We start from the raw sequence: 18,155 nt of genomic DNA on the forward strand, positions 1-18,155 counted from the left end.
CGATGGAAAATGACGCAGCGAAACACGATGAAAAATCAACCGGCAAAAGCCTCCACGGATTGGCATGGCATGCATTGCCGCCCGATGAAATCGCCGCCCTCTGGAAAACTTCCAAGCAATCGGGGTTGACGGCGCAAGAGGCCGCTCAGCGCTTGAGCGATTTCGGCGAGAACTGTCTGCCGGAACCGGTCCGCCGGGCCGCGTGGCTTAGATTCCTTTTGCAGTTTCACAATCCGCTGATCTACGTTCTGCTGCTGGCTGGATCGGTTACCCTTGCATTAGGCGGATTGGTCGATGCGCTGGTCATTCTTGGCGTTGTCGTCATTAACGCCGTCATCGGATTCGTCCAGGAAGGTAAGGCTGAGCGGGCGCTCGATGCAGTCCGCGGTATGCTGGCGGCACGCGCCGCGGTCGTGCGCGACGGCGAGCGCCAGCACATCGATGCGGCACAACTGGTTCCCGGCGATCTGGTGTTGCTGGAATCGGGCGACAAAATTCCCGCTGACTTGCGCCTGATTCATACACGGAATCTGCAAGTCATCGAATCCGCTCTCACGGGCGAATCGGCACCGGTCGAGAAGGAATCGGCCGCCGTATCCCAGCAAGCCAATCTGGCGGACCGGACCAATATGTGCTATTCCGGGACGCTGGTAAGCTATGGCCAAGCGCAAGGCATCGTTGTCGCTACCGGCGTGCTTACGGAAATCGGACGCATCGGTGCGATGGTCAGCGATGTCAAAAGCCTGGTGACACCGCTGACACGACGGCTGGATCAGTTCGCCCGGCAAATCACTGCTTTCATTTTGGGGGTCGCGACAGTAACGCTATTGTACGGTTATTACATCGCTCAACTTCCATTGTTCGATTTGTTTCTCGCAGTTGTCGGACTGGCAGTCGCCGCGATTCCCGAAGGTATGCCGGCCATCGTGACAATCGTGCTGGCGATCGGCACCCGGGTCATGGCGCGCAAGAAAACCATTGTCAGACGTCTGCCGGCAGTCGAAACCCTCGGCTCGGTTTCGGTGATCTGCACCGACAAAACCGGTACGCTGACCCGGAATGAAATGACCGCCGTCCGGCTGGTATTTGCCGGTTGCGAGATAACGGTGTCAGGCGCCGGATATGCGCCGGACGGCGGTTTTCACATCAACGGCGTCAGTATCGACCCGGCAGCCATTGCCGGATTCGAGGATTTGGCGCGATGCGCGCTGCTTTGCAACGACGCCCGGATTCATCATGATTTCGCCGACAACTGGACGCTGACCGGCGATCCGACGGAAGGCGCCTTGATGACGCTGGCTCACAAAGCGGGCATGGAACCGTCCGGCGCTGCGCCGCAGTGGCCTCGCGTCGACGCGATTCCGTTCGAATCCGAGCGTCAGTACATGGTCACGTTGAATCACGATCACGGCGGACGCCACCTATTGTTTTTGAAAGGCGCGCCGGAACGCGTCTTCTCGCTCTGTAAAACGCAATCCGGCGGCACTGCTATCGATCGCGATTACTGGGAAGCCGCCGTCACCCGCGCTGCTCAAGCAGGTGAACGGGTGTTAGCGCTCGCCCAAGCGCAATGGTTAGAGAACCGGCAAGACATTGAAGTCAGCGACATCGCGCCTCGCTTTGAGTTGTTGGGGCTGGTGGGCATCATTGATCCGCCCCGGGAAGAAGCGATTGCAGCAGTCGCCGAATGCCACTCGGCGGGTGTGAGGGTCAAGATGGTGACTGGCGATCATGCGATCACGGCGGCGGCGATCGGCAGCCAGCTCGGCCTGGTTTCCGGACGAACCCTGACGGGTGATGCGATCGAAAACCTGGATGACAGCGCGTTACGTGAACATGCGCTCACCACCGACATCTTTGCCCGCGCCACACCGGAGCATAAACTGCGGCTGATCACCGCCTTGCAGTCGCAAGGCCATCTCGTGGCAATGACCGGAGACGGTGTAAACGACGCGCCGGCATTGAAGGCGGCTGACATAGGAGTCGCCATGGGTCAAAAAGGCACCGATGCTGCCCGCGAAGCATCCGATCTGGTTTTGACGGATGACAACTTCGCCACGATTGCCAGCGCTATCCGCGAAGGCCGCGTGGTTTACGACAATATCAAGAAATCGCTGATGCACATGTTGCCTACCAATGGCGGCGAAGCCGGTGTCATTCTGCTGGCGATCTTTGCTGGTTTGCCGCTACCGGTAACCGCCGGTCAGATCCTATGGGTAAACACGGTCACGTCGGTCACGCTGGCATTGGCTTTGGCATTTGAACCGGCGGAGCGGGGTGTCATGACGCTTGCGCCACGCCCACCCGGCGAGCCCTTGATCACACAAGCGCTCGGGTTGCGGATTCTGTTTGTGATCGTTTTGATGGTAGCCGCGACATTCGCTATCTTCAATTGGGAATTGCAACGCGGCAGCAGCCTCGAGACGGCACGCACCGCCGCAGTCAATATGATTGTGGTGTGCGAACTGTTTTACCTATTCAATGTCCGTCATTTTACGGCGCACGCATTCAGACTGGAAACGCTACGCGGCAACCCGGTGGTTCTGCTGGTGTCTGGTATTCTGATCGTACTGCAACTCGCCTTTACCTACACAGCACCGATGCATCATCTTTTCAAAAGTGTCGCGCTCGATATTCATTCCTGGGCGGCTATACTCAGCTTGGGCTTACTATTGTTCCTGTGCGTTGAAGCGGAAAAAACTTTCCTGCGTATCGCCAGAATCGACCGTTTGTGAAAAGCCGGTTGCATATATTCCATACGCAAAGGAGCGCTATTAATGAAACTGATTAACCATGTCTTTGTTGCAACGGATTTGTCATCCCCATCCTTGCAAGCCATCGAACGAGGCTTCGATATTTCCCGAATAACCTCGGCCCGCTGCACGGTCATGCATGCTCTCGGGCTGAACGCTTTGGGTTCGCTGCAGGATCTTATCGGAGACCAGGCTGCCACCGTCACGAGCAAACTGGTCGATAAGCAGCGTAATGAATTGCACTCGATCATTTCCGATACTTCCCGCAACCGCGGAGTAACTGCTGAAATTCTAGTCGAGGAGGGATTGCCCACTGCGGCGATTCCGGCTTGCGCCGCCTCAACGAGCGCGGATCTTGTCATTGCCGGTTCCCGCGGGGATAACGCATTGCGCCGGCTTCTAATTGGCTCGACCGCCTCGCATCTGCTGCGCAAATGCCATTGCCCGGTATTGATTGTGAAAACCGGCGTCCACGGCTCGTACAAGAAAGCTTTACTGGCGATCGATTTTTCGCCGGCCTCGGAACTTGCTCTCCGGATAACCCGTGAGATCGCTCCTGATGCCGGTATCGTGCTGTTCCATGCCTTCGACGTGCCGTTCGAAGGGTTGTTGAATTACGCCGGCGTCACCCAAGATGACATTAAACGCTACCGGCACGAAGCCTGCAGGAAAGCGTTGCATTTACTGCACGAGCTGGCCCGGAATGCAGGCTTGACGGAAGTTCAGTATCACGCACAGGTGGAGTGCGGCGACGCCACGCGCGCCATCCTCAATCAAGCCGAACGTCAAGATTGCGATCTGATCGTTATGGGCAAGCATGGCACGCACGTTACCGAAGAATTATTGCTGGGAAGCGTCACAAAACGAGTGTTGGACGAAGCGCCAACGGATCTCTTGGTAAGCGTCGATGCACGTTCTCCGGAATTGGCAACGCTCGGCGGAATACAAACCGGCGGCCGCATTTCCGGCGAACCGGGCACGGAAAAAGATGCGCCCCCCTCACCGTCCTTCCCGCCGCCAGCGCATTTGCTGCTGGCAACCGATCTAAGCCCGCGCTGCGACCGCGCGCTCGACCGGTCTATCCAGCTGGCGCAGGCTTGGCAGTCGCATCTGACAGCGCTCAATGTCTTCGATGTTCCCGACGCGCCGGATCAAATCCTGGCATGGGCCGCAGGCGATCAATCGTTTGATTTGCAACACGATGCGCGTCATCAGTTAAACCAGGATCTGGCGAACATGGGATCGCGCGCCGACATCCGGTTGGTCCGCTCAGCTGCGCCTGCGGATTCGATCACCCTCGTTGCCAGGCAAACCGGCGCGGGATTAGTGATAACCGGCGTAGCGCGGGACGAACCGCTCGGGCGTTTTCTGCTAGGATCCACTGTCGAGAAATTGTCGCAGACATTGGAGCAGCCGCTGCTGATCGTCCGCAATCGTGTCCATGGGCCATATCGCAATATTGTCGCCGTCACCGACTTATCCCGGAATTCCAGTGCCGCATTGCTTGCCGCCGCGCAGTGGTTCCCGCAATCCGCCGTGGATGTGTTTTACGCACATGAGCGTCCCAAAGCGATGGGTTCCGCGCCGGAAAGCGCAGCGTTAAAACTTGCCAGTTCCGCAGTTCATGAACGTTGTGAGCGGTTCGTCACCGGCAGCGGCATCCCCCGGTTACGAATCAGGCACATCGTACCGGTGGACGAAGCATTGGAAACTTCACTCACCCGGTATGTCCGCCGGCACGCGATTGATCTGGTCGTGATGGGTTCCAGTGAAAACACCGGTTTGTTCGATACATTGTTCAAAAATTCCCTTAACCGGGTTTTGCAATGGATTTCTTCGGATGTACTCGTGGTTCCCGCAGCGGATAAGCAAAGCGGATGATCCAATTACATCCGGTCATCATCTTCCTCGGCGGCTTGACAATCATCGTCCTGGGAGCCGAGATGCTGCTGCGCAGCGCTACCCGGGTGGCCGCAATGCTCGGTATCAGTCCGATCGTTATCGGCTTGACCATCGTTTCGATCGGAACCAGCACCCCCGAGCTGGCGGTCGGCATCACGGCGGTCGCGGAGGATAAAGGTTCGCTGGCGGTCGGCAATATCGCTGGCACCAATATCCTCAACATTTTGTTTATACTGGGCCTGAGTGCGGTTATCCGCCCGCTGCCAATCCGGCTTCTGAGTATCAAACTCGATGTGCCGGTGATGATCGGCTCGGCTTTCATTTTGATTATGCTGTCGCTTGACGGCGTTCTGTCCCGGATCGAAGGTATGTTGCTGGTATTTGCGGCGGTGTTTTATACAATCTTGCTGATCAAAGAAAGCCGCAAGGAAAGTGCCGCAACCAAGAAGGAATTTTCGGAGGAATTTGGTGAGAAGCCCATTCCCAAAGCACATCGGTATCCGCAATATGCTCTACAGTCATTGCTATTGTTCACAGGTATGGCGCTAACAGTATTGGGTGCGGATTTGCTGGTCGCGGGGGCGGTGAACATTGCCAAGACTTACGGCGTCTCCGATGCTTTCATCGGATTGACAATCGTTGCCATCGGCACATCCGCGCCGGAACTGGTAACGACACTCGTAGCCACTTACCGGAATGACCGGGACGTGGCGGTTGGCAACTTGATCGGCAGTAGTATCTACAACATTCTGGTGATCCTGGGTTTGACTACGCTAGCCGCCCCTAGTGGAATCGGCGTTGAGGATGATATTTTATGGATCGATTTGCCGCTAGCGGCAATCGTCGCCGTTGCTTGCCTGCCGGTATTCCGCAGCGAGCGGATGGTATCGCGCAATGAAGGGATTGTTTTTGTAACTGCGTACATCTTCTATCTGACCATGCTGGTCATGCTGCGCACATGACGATGGCCGACACGGTCTGATGGTTATCTCAAATAACTGCCATCAGACCGGCAGCAATTGACTATTTCAAACCAGATAAATCCTGCTGATACTTTGATTTGCATTGCTCGCCTTTTCCACCCAGATCCAACACCCCCTTCGTTCGCATGCATTCGTTATATTCAAACAAAATATCGTTCTTTTTCTGCGCGGTCTCGAGCGAAGCCGACAGCTGCTTGACCTGCTGTGCGATATGCTTCAAATTTGTATCTGAAGCAGCACCAACACCCTCTATGCTTTCTTTGGTCGCATCCAGTTTTTTCAACGAAACCTGATTGATTTTATTGACTTGCTCGGCAAATGCATGATTCGCTCTGCTGGAATAATTTTTTAATTCATCGACATTCTGCTGCGTAATGCCTGCTAACCTTGTTTGGTAATTATTGAGCTCTCCCTGCACGAAGGTATTGATGCTTTCCTTAAAGCCATCCAGTGAACTATCGATTTCCTGCTTGAATCCCAGCATTTTTCTTTCAATTAAAACTTTGACGTCATCATCCAGTTTTTTAACGATAGAGTCGGAAATTTTATCGACCGGCGGACGTGAGTCGATAATTTCAACTTTTGCCGCAGCCAAGTTGGATTTTATGTCATCGCCGAGCGATTTCTGCTTGCTGTCAATCTGATTCAGCGCATACTTTTCATTTTCCGCAACCAACCAGGAAATCAGCACCAGCTCTTTTTTCTTCTCCTGATTCAGACCATGAATCATCTCATCCAGAATACTCGCAGCCGCTTCCTTATCCGCTATCCCCTTGGCGTGCGATAAGTTGGCCGAATCGAGATAACTCTGCAAATTGCCCTGAATCTCGCTGACATTGGCATTCGCTCTCGCGGATACCATCGACTGACGATAAAACTCGTACGGCAAATAAACCAGTGCCAGAAGAGCGCACACAATAGACGCCGCCGTTTTCCAGCGTTTGTGCTGGATATAGAAACTCAATCCGAGAAATACCAGAGCCAAAAGGAAAATCGGCATTAAAATTTGCGCAATTTCCAGCCAGCCTCTTTCCATCAGCGATTCAAACGAAACAAACTTCAATATTTTGGCAATAAACTCATTCATCAACGACTCCCCATATGACGAAAAAATGCAATTAAACGTAACAGATAACAGCTATTATTCAGGATAGTGATAATTTATCATGGTATAGCCGTTCGATTGTATAAACTTTGGCTTTCAGTACCTGCCGGCATAACCCAGGATTCCGCTCGACATCGAATTTCAACGTAACAAGGAATAGCGTGCAAACAGCATATATTACACATCCGGATTGTCTCAAGCATGACATGGGCATGGCCCATCCGGAGTGCCCGCAGCGCTTAACCGTCATTGAAAATGAGCTGAAAGCCACCGGGTTGCTGGCGCAATTGCAGCGCTACGAGGCTCCGCTGGCCACGACGGAACAATTGGCGCGCGTGCATACTCAGGAATATATTGAAAGCATCCGTCAGGCTGCTCCGGCAACCGGTTTGATTGCCTTGGATGCGGATACCGCGATGAATCCTTTTTCTCTCAGCGCCGCGTTACACGCAGCGGGCGCGGTTGTACTGGCCACCGATCTGGTTCTGGCCGGTACCGTCAACAATGCATTCTGCGCCGTCCGTCCGCCCGGTCATCATGCGGAATCGGACCGCGCCATGGGATTCTGCCTGTTCAACAATATCGCGGTCGGAGTGGCGCATGCCATTGAACAGCATCATCTGCAGCGCATTGCGATTCTGGATTTTGACGTGCACCACGGCAACGGCAGCGAGGAGATTTTCCGCGACAACCCGCACGTCATGCTGTGCTCGACGTTTCAGCACCCCTTTTATCCCTACAGCGGCGCAAACAGCGCCACTGAGCGTATGATCAACGTACCGCTGCCGCGCGGCTGCAACGGCGCGGCATTCCGTCAAGCCGTCACCGATCACTGGTTACCAGCACTCGATCGCTTCAAACCGGAGATGATTTTCGTCTCCGCCGGATTCGATGCGCATCGCGACGACGATATGGCGCAGCTGCTACTTGAAGACGAAGACTATGTCTGGATCACGCGGCAGATCAAAGTCATCGCTGATCAATATACACACGGCCGCATTGTTTCGGCGTTGGAAGGCGGGTACGATCTAAAGGCATTAGCACGTTGCGCGGTCGCGCATATTCAGGCATTACAAGCAAAAAATACCCCTTCCGTTAGCGCAAACCGCTAATGGGTGTTTGTAGGTAATACCGCGCATCCGGTCAACGCGGAAAATGTATCCTCGATCACGGAACGAGGGACATTCCGGGTGATGAATACAATGCGAGTGCGCCGGTCATCCGATGGCCATCCGACCAATTCCACCGGAGGATGAAAAATATGCTGAACCCCATGAATAACTATCGGACCGGCACGATTCTTCATATTCACTATCCCTTTGATGCGCAAAATATCCGCGCCGTTGACCGCCATCAGAAAATCCAGCCACCCCTCAAACGATTCGGGATCGATCGGTTCGTCAAAAGTAAAACAATAAGACAAAATATGATCATCATGGCGATTAATATCCGGTTGTTTAACAATGGATCTATTGGAAGAATACAAAGTTTGCGCCGCACCATGCCGCACAGATTTGTATCGGCTTGAAGGATTTCCGGCAAACGCTTCCGCATTCAGCCACCTGACAACATCCGGCGTTTTTTGATCTATCGAAAATAAGTTAGCACTGAATACCGATGGCCCATCCACCTGACCGTTGACAGCCAGTAATTGTATGGCGGCGGGATTCAGAATCGCCAAGCGCTGTTGCAACGTACGGCGTTGCTGTTCATCGATCAAATCACTTTTGGTCAAAATAATCCGGTCTGCTACCGCAGCTTGCTTTACGGCTTCGGGATGGTGATCCAGTGTATCCATCGCATGGATACAATCGATGGTAGTGACAACCGCATCCAAGCGATAATGCGCGGTAATTTTTTTATTCGTCATTAAGGTATGTAAAATCGGAGTCGGATCAGCCAATCCGGTAGCTTCGATGATCACCCGGTCGTAGTTGCGTACCCCATTGCGGGAAAAACGCCAGGTGATATCTTTAAGCACCTTGGCCAAATCACCGCGCATCGCGCAGCAGATACAACCATCTCCCACTTCCATGACCAACGTTTCATTGCTGTGCGCAACCAGTAAATGGTCCAGGCTGATTGCACCAAATTCGTTAATCACAACCAGGGTTCGTCTGAAGAGTGGCTGCTGAACCAAATGATTTAACACCGTAGTTTTGTCGCTGCCTAAAAAACCAGTCAGCAGCGAAACCGGAATCGGCGATGATTTTTTTACAGTATCCACAGTCCTTCAACAAGCTGAGTAGCAAGCCACGAGGCACCGTTCACGCTGGATTGCTTTGGCAATGCTCACAAACTCCATGCAGTTCCAGCTGTTTTTGTGCCAATATAAAACCGGTGCTTTGAATGCTACGCTCAAGCTCCTCGATGATGCGCTTCTTGATGCCGACTTCCTTGACACTGCCGCAGCGGTCACAGATCAGAAATTGCGGTGTCTCATGCTGATGATCGCATGCAATGTGCGCACACGACATATATTGGCCGGCAGTTTCCAGTTTATGAACCAGTTTTTCCTGAATCAGGAAATCCAGCATGCGATAAACGGACATCACCGGTAACGATTCCTGGAATTGCGTTTTATATCGATCCACGATTTCATAAGCCGAAAGCGGCGTAGCAGAAGCCAACAACACCATGAGCACATTCTTTCGTTTGTGGGTTAATTTTGTTCCTGCCGACGCACAAACTTCCCGTGATTTTTTGATGATTTGTTCGATATCGACTGACATTTTTAAGAATTTCAGTATTCGGAATGATCAGAAATACTGCTAGTGATTAACCGGTAAAAGCATATCACGCTAGAGAAATTCTATGTGCAGATCCATAAATTCAGTTGAGAATCAAAGCCATTCTTATTGATCACTCCACGCAGGAAATGGATCTTCCAAGGTTAACCAATATTTCTCTCCTGCTTGCGATTCTTCATCGGTCACTAAACATTCATCCAGCCATTGGCATATTCCTTGTTGATCAATATTCTGACCGATAAAAACCAATTCTTGCCGCCGGTCTCCATGCGGCTCTTCCCATTTCTCCAGTATCGATTTCAAATAATCTTCATCGTCTGGCCATTCATTCCTAGGCACAGCTTTCCAAAACATACCGACATAACCATGGTGCGCGATGCCACCGGCTTGATTCCACTGCCCCGCATAGTCAGGCCGGGTTGCCAGCCAGAAATATCCCTTCGACCGGAGTAATTTTCCTTCTGACCAAGGTTGATGGATAAAATCGTAGAATCGTTGTGGATCGAATGGTTTCCTGGCTGTGTAAACAAAACTGCTGATGCCGTACTCTTCCGTTTCAGGTATATGTTCGCCGCGCATCTCCTTTAAACAGCCGGGGGCTTGTTGGGCATGCTCAAAACTGAATTTCCCGGTATTTAAAAGCTTGTGCAATTCAACTCGGCCATCTTGGATGGCAATAACTTCAGCTTCAGTATTCAAGCTGCGCAAGATACCCTGGAGTTGAATTAACTCACCCGGACTGATCAAATCAATTTTATTGATCAGAATGACATCACAGAATTCCACTTGATCAATCAGGAGATCAGCGACACTGCGCTCATCATCTTCTCCCAGGCTTTCCCCTGTCTCCTGAAGCATTTTCGCTTCTTCAAAATCCTTCATGAAATTAACCGCATCCACAACCGTTACCATCGTATCGAGCCAGGCGATATCGGATAGGCTGATTCCCTTTTCGTCAGCGAATGTAAATGTTTCCGCAATCGGTAACGGTTCGGATATACCTGTAGATTCAATGACCAGATAATCGAACTTTTTCTCGATGGCTAACCGCCGTACTTCAATGAGCAAATCTTCGCGCAACGTACAGCAAATGCAGCCATTGCTCATCTCAATGAGTTTTTCTTCTGCGCGGTTAAATGAAATTTCTTTCTCGATGATGGAGGCATCAATATTGATTTCACTCATATCATTCACAATAACCGCAACACGCAGTTTTTGCCTGTTATTCAGAATATGACTCAATACGGTCGTTTTACCCGCACCCAGAAACCCGGAAAGCACAGTCACCGGTAATCGATCAGTTGGCATCAGTTTGATTTAAATTAGTAGAATTGATATTTGTTATGATATAACATATCAAAAAGGTAACACAATATAATCTTTTTCTAGCCATTAAGGATCCGTCAATTTCCGGCACGGCTCAATCAGGAATTGGTGCCATAGCAGTAACTTGCAACGGCCTTTTTTTAAGATTTGGTTTGAAGTGCGCTTTTACAAAATTGAATAGATTACTGAAATTAATAATCGATGAATCCATTAAAAATTACAGTGACCAGCATGCATTCGCAAAAATTAAGCGGGTTTAATAACGAGTGGTTAATCGTAAAAATGCTTCAAATGCCAACAGACAGTTCAGTATGTTCCTTTTCGCGCGGCAAATAGCGGCCAGCATGATTTTGGCAATGACGATGAGTGCAATGGACGAAGTAATAGCGGAACAAGTAGCCGGGGATTCGACAGCAATCAAAGTTAGGCCCGGAGCCAACGAGCAGAATTCCGCTGTTCAAATGACACCGATAAATATTATCGGTGTTACACCGGATGAATCCTCTCAGCCCAATACCAGTACACTGAAAGGCCGTTCTCTACGCCTGCAGCAAGGTAATACACTGGGTCAGACCTTAAACGAGGAACTCGGTGTTAGCAATGCCTCTTTTGGCCCAGGAGTGGGTATTCCGGTGATCCGTGGCTTAACCGGATCGCGAGTGCGCATTTTACAAAACGGTATTGGCACTCATGATGCCACCAGCTTAAGCCCGGATCATGCCGTAGCGATTGATCCCTTATTTGCCGAAGAAATCAGAATCATGCGAGGCCCGGAAATCGTTCGTTATGGCGGCAACGCAATCGGCGGTATTGTGGACGTCAACGATCATCGCATACCCGGAAAGCGAACCACGAAACCCATCAGCGGCTCTGTTGAAAGCCGCTATGACACTAACGGAGACGGCACAAATTCGGCCTTCAAATTGAATCTGGGAAAAGACCGGCTGGCATTCAATTTAGGGGGATTCTTTCGCAAACGGGGTGATACTCAAATTCCAGGAAAAGCAATTGACGCAGCTTTGGTAGAACAACAATTCGGTCTGTCAGAGATACAAAATGTTAGTGGCACAATCCCCAATACCGATAGCAGAGGAATCGGCGGTTTTGCCGGCATATCATGGCTTGGCCATAACATCATGGCGGGTATGGCGGTCAGCCACACGGATAATCGCTATGGAGTACCTAAAGGCAGTCATCATCTGGACCCCAATCACCTGAATGGATTGGAAACAATCCTGCCGAAACTCAATGATTTGAGAGGATTCGAAGATATCTTCGGTCCCCAAGCGTTGTTTCCCAATATTCGCCTTAATATGCGGCAAACCCGCTATGACTTTAAGTCTGAATGGTACGAGCCAGCACGCGGCATCGAAAGTGTTAGTTTCCGCTATGGCTTGGTCGACTACGGGCATACTGAGATGGAAGGCGGGTCCCCTTTCACAAAGTTCAAAAACGATACCGGTGAAGGGCGTGTTGAAGTACGTCATCATGCGTTTCCGAATCTAACCGGCACCTTTGGCGCACACTGGATACATCGCAATTTTTCCGCGCTGGGTGTAGAAACATTTGCACCTCGTACCAAGCAACAGTCTTTGGGCTTATACACGACGCAAGATTACGCCTGGAATAATTGGATCTTGCGCGGCGGACTCCGCTTTGAACACACGCATATCGACCCCAGTGTAAACGAATTGAGATTACGCGGTAGCGCCCTGCCGCCAGTGCCGTTACCCGGCTCACTTGACTACCAGTCACTGTCTGCTTCCTCAGCACTGCAATGGAGTCCGCGGACAGATACCGTATTAACGCTGACATTAAATCGCGGCAAGCGTCCTCCGGATATCCAGGAACTACTGGCACTCGGCCCGCATTTGTCGACTCGTAGTTTTGAAATTGGCAATGTGCAGCTCAAGAATGAGACTGTAAATATGGCCGATTTAGGAATTGAATGGAAGTCCGGAAGTATCAGCGCGCGAGCTAACGGTTACTACAACCGCACTGACGATTTTATCTACCTGCGAAATACCGGTTTGGTGTATGAAATTGACAACGAGGTGATCCGTCAGCGCTGTGTCAGTGATGCGGAATGTGTATCGATCCTCGCCTATGATCAACGGCATGCTGAGTTCATCGGCTTCGAATCCAGGATTGACGCAACACTTTATCAGATGCCCCAAGGCAATTTGCTGCTCACTTTATTTTCCGATTATGTCCGCGGCCGTTTTGTCACTGGCGACCGCGATGATGTGCCGCGTATGCCTCCACTTCGTTACGGCGCTGAACTGGGCTACGGCAACTCCACCTGGAATACCGCAGTACGATATACCCGAGCCGAAGCGCAGCATTATCCGGGAAAAAACGAAACACCCACTGATAGCTACCATTTGTTGATCGCAACGGCAGATTATCAAATCACAACGAGCAAATGGGGCAATTTGTGGCTATTCGCCAAAGGGCACAATCTGCTGAACGAGGAAATACGTAATTCGGTTTCTTTTTTGCGAAATTTTGCACCGGAACCGGGACGAAGTTTCATCTTGGGCGCGCGCGCCACATTCTAAAACTGGCTGCTATCCCGAATCTCGACATGGAATCGTTATATTGAAAACATCAGCCGGTAAAACTTATCTTTGCTTTTATCTACTCTTCATTGTTTTACTATCCGGCCGGCAAGCTTTTGCCGTGCATCTGGATGTTGAAGTCTGGGGACAAGGCAATGCTCTGTTTACAGGCTATTGCCGTACACCCGGCGCGGTAGGTTGCGATCTGGACGGATTAGCCGAGGTATTGCATTTACCGGCGGGAACATTGCCGATAGAAGCTGTTACCGGGAAACTGATTTTTCCAGCCGATTTTCAAGATCTACCGGGCGGGGATTTCAAAACTAAAAACCCAGGATTCCAGTCGATTCAAAATGCATTGCTACCGAATGAATTGCTGAGTTACCGCGCGCTGGGAGCACTCAAATACTGGGATCCGGTTTTATCTTCTTGGGGAAAACCGCCCGAAGGCACACAAATCAGACTGTTTGGCGGACTGGAAGCAAGCGCTGACATAATCAACGATCTATCCCAATGTGCCGGTCAGTTAATATGTTTCAGCGATGGAATCTTCGGTAGTGACGGCAGCACCATTTTTTCTGCCAATGGCATCTTGGGCAATCCGGAGCTGGTTGTCGATATTACGGGAAGCAACGGCGTATTGCACACGCATCTGAGTTTTTTCCTGGAAAACCAGAAAGGTGAAATAGGCGGTCCCGTAGGCGCTTATCTCATCGAAATGCAACTTATCTCCAATGCCCGTTACTTTCCTTCAGCGCCGTTTTTCATTTTATTCAACGCAGGCTTGCGTGAAGATGAATTCGCCGCAGCATTGTTAGCGCTTACTGGCGGCATCATAGCGCCTGATCCGGACCCACCGCAACCAGTCATTCCTGTATCCATTCCTGGTGATGTTGACTTCGATGGCGATGTAGATCGACTCGATGTAGCGTTGATTTTACTAGCCGCACAAAACAATGAGCCGGTGCGATCCAGCAATGTCATGCTCGATGTCAATCGTGACGGTGTTATTAATCGCACCGACGCATTTCTGGCTAAACAATTATGCACGCTGAGGCTGTGCAACATTCCGGTCTTGGCTCCCGCCACAGTTTTGAATGTGGCAGCGGTCTACGATGAAAAGAACAGCCTATTGGATTTGAACGATGTTCAAGTAGGTAATTTGCATTATCGGGCGCAGTTGCAGTTAAAGGATAACAATTTATTCGAACTGAATTCGGCGCAGTTGGATATATCACGCTATGCCGTACCTGCACATTACGACATTGAGACGGCAATTCTGGAAGTCCCTTCGGTTTATATCAACGAAAAAAATTATAGGGCAATCCTGCGCAACATAGGGGATTCGAAGTTCCGGCTGGAATACTTTGAAGAAATTGACACAATTTTTAAGTAAGGCTGATTTTTCCAGGAGGATAACGACAAAATTCATTTTGCAGCAAGTATCAATCAAAACAGTAATTTAAAAAATTTAAGGGGCTTGATCATGTTTAAAAAAATACTTATTGGGTTCGTAACTTTAGTTGCTAGCTGGTTCTTTTCATCCGCTAGCGCGGTTGAACATCATCACGAAGGTGACATACAACCTTGGAAAATCGGTGCGGAAATATTCGTTAACAGCAATTTATTCGAGCCCGATTTTGGTGATATCGGTGGAGGATTATATGCAACAGATGAGCCAGGGTTTGATGTTCACATAGAAAAAGGCGCATTTACCCCTGGCAACTGGCTGCGTTTTCAGCCTGTCGGCAAATTGTTATTCTGGAATGGCACCGAATGGAGTTCGGCAATGCCAAACGGAGAGCGGATCGAGATCACCGACGCGCTTGACAATATCATTTCGTATCGCGCCGATGGCACAAGCAGTACTCCGGGAGTAATCGGGAAAATTGGCAGCGACGGCGGATTGCACGATCACTTGGAAATGTCAATTCTCAATGCATCCAACACGTTGGGCGGCAGTACCGGCGCATATCGCATCGAACTCAAATTATTCGAATCTAAAGCCAACAGCGATACTTCGGTTGCTATTGCCGCATCTCCTATCGCAATCGTTTTTAATCGCGGGCTTGCGCAAGATAAGTTTGAATTGGCAGTCTCGGCAGCTGCAGACCTGAGAGACAACTCCGTTTTCGTCGCGGAAACAGGAATGTTAACTATCCAACGAGTCAAAGCACTGGGCTCATATTACCAAGCAAAACTCAAACATCTTGGTGATAACAAATTTGAACTGATTGATGTTCAGGAAATTCCCGCCACCAAGGAATGAAAGATACCCTTAACTTCCGCTTAGAGAACCCCAAATAGCGTCAAGAACGCGTTCTCAGCCGGATGACAAGTGCAGCAAGAGGTGGCCGCTCGGTCACCTCAAACCGCAAAGGTAGCGCGATGATCAGGCTAGGCAGAATCAGAAGAAAAAGCATACCGTTTGCGAGTGATCAATAAACGTTTTCAATTTGATTTCAAGGCAGCATCCGCGGACATAGTAGTTTCTCAGCGTATCCCCAGGTTTTCTGGAGGGATATCACCCGGTTGTCTGGATTGCAGGTAGTGATATACACTGCAATACTGTACCAAAATTCTGCACGTCGGCTGCTGGAATGGTTGACAGTTTTACCGCTCGTTCCACAAGACAGCTTGACGTCAATACGGAACTTCAGAAATGCATTCTGAAGATTTACCGGTGTTTTAATTTTTTTCATGGACCCACGTCAATGAAGTTTTTTGCTTTTATCTTGTTAGCGATGATTCCCGGCCTGGCAAGTGCTGCCGAGCCGTCATCATCCGGACTATCCGATACCCTCGAGGAGCGGGTAAAACCCTGCATCATCTGCCACAGAGATGCAGACCGGATAGACCGGGATGCCTATTTCCCGCGTATTGCAGGCAAACCGGCTGGTTATCTCTTTAATCAATTGCGTAATTTTCGTGATGGGCGGCGCTATTATCAGCCGATGGCCATTTTGCTCGAAAACATGTCGGATGAATACATGCGGGAAATCGCGGATTATTTTGCTGCCCAGCCCTACGCTTATCTGGAGCCGGTAGTGCCCGCACTGACGCCGGATGAAATCAAATCCGTGGAAACACTGATGTATTCCGGCGACCCCGAACGCGATCTTCCGGCATGCGGTGCTTGTCATGGCGAAAAACTGATGGGCGTGCAACCGGCCATTCCCGGCCTGCTGGGCTTACCGCATGCCTATCTGGCGGCGCAATTCGGCGGCTGGCGCAATGGCGGAATCATGCGCGGGCAGATACCGGATTGCATGTCGGAAATAGCCAAGAAACTGACTCAGGAAGAAGTTAATGCGCTGGTGCAATGGCTGCCCGGGCTGCCAGTATCGGGGCAATCCGCCGGAGCGGATGCACTTACTCCGGAATTGGCGCAGCGTTGCCGGACTATTTTGTCCGGGAAGGAGGTGACACGATGAGAAATTTAAGCGGAGCAAGATTGACGAGCATACGACGGATCATTGTTTGCGTTGCAAGCGGTTTGCTGTCCCTGGTGCAAGTGGCATCGGCTCAGCCGCTGACTAACTCCGATACGGAACAGGTCCAGCGCGGAGAGTATCTCGCCCGGGCAGGCAACTGCATGGGGTGTCATACCACGCGCGGTGGCGAGCCCTACGCGGGCGGCCGCAAGCTGAATACGCCTTTCGGTCAATTCGTCACACCGAATATCACGCCGGATAAAGAAACAGGGATTGGCGGCTGGAGCGGCGAGGATTTCTGGCAGGCGCTACATTACGGAAAATCGAAGGATGGCCGTAATTTGTACCCGGCTTTTCCGTATACCGAATACACCAAAGTTACCCGGCCGGACGCCGATGCAATCTTCGCCTATTTGCGTTCACTGCCGCCCGTCGCACAAACCAATCCCCCGCACAAGATCAATCCACCTTACGATAATCAGGCGCTCCTGTATCTTTGGCGGAAGTGGTATTTCAATGAAGGCGTCTATCAGCCGGACAAATCGAAAAGCGATGAGTGGAACCGAGGTAATTATCTGGTTCAGGGGCTCGGACACTGCAACGCCTGCCATACTCCGCGTAATGTATGGGGAGCAAGCCAGGACGATCAGCTGACGGGCGGTAAAATCATGGGCTCCTACTGGTATGCACCCTCGTTGATATCCCCGCTGGAAGCTGGAGTGAGTGAATGGCCGGTCGAGGATATTGTCGAACTGCTGTCCACCGGGATAAACAGCCATGCTGTAACTTCCGGCTCTATGGCCACGATTGTCCGGCAAAGTCTGCAATATCTGTCGGACTATGATATCCGTTCGATAGCGGTTTACCTTCAATCCCTGGGCGAGAAGAAAGGCGACGTCAAAGCACCCCGGAAAGCTCGCAAAATGCCGGAACAGATGCGCCAGTATCTAGCACTCGGGCAAGAAGTATATGAAAAACACTGTCAGGACTGTCACGGTCAATCAGGCGAAGGTATACCGAAAATATATCCTCCGCTGGCTGGAAACCGCAATGTGACCATGAGCCCCCCGCTGAACACCATCCGCAACGTGCTGTATGGCGGATATCCTCCCGCCACGGCTGGTAATCCAAGACCCCATGGCATGCCACCGTATCAGCATTTCATTCGCGATACTGAGATTGCCCAAGTAGTGTCTTATATCAGGAATGCATGGGGAAATCGCGGCAGTCTGGTAAGTCCGGAAGACGTCGATAACAGCCGGGGCAGCGAATTCTGAGCCGCTCCGGTGTTCCCAGAGACTTTTCAATTATTAAGCAGCAAATCAACGTAATGCCGTGAAA

13 protein-coding genes are annotated in these 18,155 nt (G+C 51.0%); 9 read left to right on the top strand and 4 right to left on the bottom strand.

Annotated features, from left to right (window positions below; all coding sequences use genetic code 11):
* The first annotated feature begins 2 nt into the window (after window positions 1-2).
* The 3 genes from DU481_RS01530 to DU481_RS01540 are packed head-to-tail and all read left to right on the top strand — an operon-like array spanning window position 3 to window position 5,617.
* Entirely contained in the window at window positions 3-2,735 is a 2,733-nt protein-coding gene (locus DU481_RS01530) for a cation-translocating P-type ATPase (RefSeq protein WP_350131686.1), read from the top strand.
* Window positions 2,736-2,777: 42 nt separating this feature from the next.
* Window positions 2,778-4,634 carry a universal stress protein gene (locus DU481_RS01535; RefSeq protein WP_350131689.1) on the top strand — a complete coding sequence of 619 codons (1,857 nt, stop codon included), beginning with the start codon at window positions 2,778-2,780 and terminating at the stop codon, window positions 4,632-4,634.
* Entirely contained in the window at window positions 4,631-5,617 is a 987-nt protein-coding gene (locus DU481_RS01540; protein WP_350116611.1) for a calcium/sodium antiporter, read from the top strand. Before DU481_RS01535 ends, DU481_RS01540 begins: the two co-directional genes overlap by 4 nt.
* A 61-nt stretch (window positions 5,618-5,678) precedes the next feature.
* Here the strand turns inward: DU481_RS01540 and DU481_RS01545 are convergent, their stop codons facing one another.
* Window positions 5,679-6,725 carry a hypothetical protein gene (locus DU481_RS01545; protein ID WP_350131692.1) on the bottom strand — a complete coding sequence of 349 codons (1,047 nt, stop codon included), beginning with the start codon at window positions 6,723-6,725 and terminating at the stop codon, window positions 5,679-5,681.
* Window positions 6,726-6,904: 179 nt separating this feature from the next.
* Here DU481_RS01545 and DU481_RS01550 point away from each other — a divergent pair, with 179 nt between their 5' ends.
* On the top strand, window positions 6,905-7,855 hold the full coding sequence (locus DU481_RS01550; protein ID WP_350131695.1) for a histone deacetylase family protein: 951 nt from the start codon (window positions 6,905-6,907) through the stop codon (window positions 7,853-7,855).
* On the opposite strand, the gene DU481_RS01555 is transcribed toward DU481_RS01550, so the two are convergent.
* The 3 genes from DU481_RS01555 to zigA all read right to left on the bottom strand — a co-directional run bounded on the left by DU481_RS01555 (window position 7,852) and on the right by zigA (window position 10,801).
* The gene (locus DU481_RS01555) at window positions 7,852-8,970 is read right to left on the bottom strand and encodes a CobW family GTP-binding protein (protein WP_350131697.1); all 1,119 of its coding nucleotides are present in this window, start codon (window positions 8,968-8,970) and stop codon (window positions 7,852-7,854) included. The two genes, DU481_RS01550 and DU481_RS01555, sit on opposite strands and share 4 nt — an antisense overlap.
* Before the next feature lie 40 nt (window positions 8,971-9,010).
* Window positions 9,011-9,475, bottom strand: coding sequence for a Fur family transcriptional regulator (locus DU481_RS01560; RefSeq protein WP_350131700.1), 465 nt, complete (start codon window positions 9,473-9,475; stop codon window positions 9,011-9,013).
* Between the two features lie 123 nt (window positions 9,476-9,598).
* The gene (zigA, locus tag DU481_RS01565; RefSeq protein ID WP_350131703.1) at window positions 9,599-10,801 is read right to left on the bottom strand and encodes a zinc metallochaperone GTPase ZigA; all 1,203 of its coding nucleotides are present in this window, start codon (window positions 10,799-10,801) and stop codon (window positions 9,599-9,601) included.
* Window positions 10,802-11,130: 329 nt separating this feature from the next.
* On the opposite strand from zigA, the gene DU481_RS01570 reads away from it, so the two are divergent.
* The 5 genes from DU481_RS01570 to DU481_RS01590 all read left to right on the top strand — a co-directional run bounded on the left by DU481_RS01570 (window position 11,131) and on the right by DU481_RS01590 (window position 18,091).
* The gene (locus tag DU481_RS01570) at window positions 11,131-13,380 is read left to right on the top strand and encodes a TonB-dependent receptor (RefSeq protein WP_350131706.1); all 2,250 of its coding nucleotides are present in this window, start codon (window positions 11,131-11,133) and stop codon (window positions 13,378-13,380) included.
* Between the two features lie 40 nt (window positions 13,381-13,420).
* Window positions 13,421-14,776 (top strand): dockerin type I domain-containing protein, encoded by a 1,356-nt coding sequence (locus tag DU481_RS01575; RefSeq protein ID WP_350131709.1) that lies wholly within the window; start codon window positions 13,421-13,423, stop codon window positions 14,774-14,776.
* A 90-nt stretch (window positions 14,777-14,866) separates the two neighbouring features.
* A complete protein-coding gene (locus DU481_RS01580) occupies window positions 14,867-15,649 on the top strand; it encodes a hypothetical protein (RefSeq protein WP_350131712.1) in 783 nt (260 codons plus the stop codon).
* A 445-nt stretch (window positions 15,650-16,094) separates the two neighbouring features.
* Entirely contained in the window at window positions 16,095-16,814 is a 720-nt protein-coding gene (locus DU481_RS01585; protein WP_292665358.1) for a c-type cytochrome, read from the top strand.
* Window positions 16,811-18,091 (top strand): c-type cytochrome, encoded by a 1,281-nt coding sequence (locus tag DU481_RS01590; protein WP_350131715.1) that lies wholly within the window; start codon window positions 16,811-16,813, stop codon window positions 18,089-18,091. Before DU481_RS01585 ends, DU481_RS01590 begins: the two co-directional genes overlap by 4 nt.
* The last annotated feature ends 64 nt before the right edge of the window (window positions 18,092-18,155 follow it).

The sequence above is a fragment of the Nitrosomonas sp. genome, from assembly GCF_040240425.1.
In the GTDB taxonomy this organism is placed as follows: Bacteria; Pseudomonadota; Gammaproteobacteria; order Burkholderiales; family Nitrosomonadaceae; genus Nitrosomonas.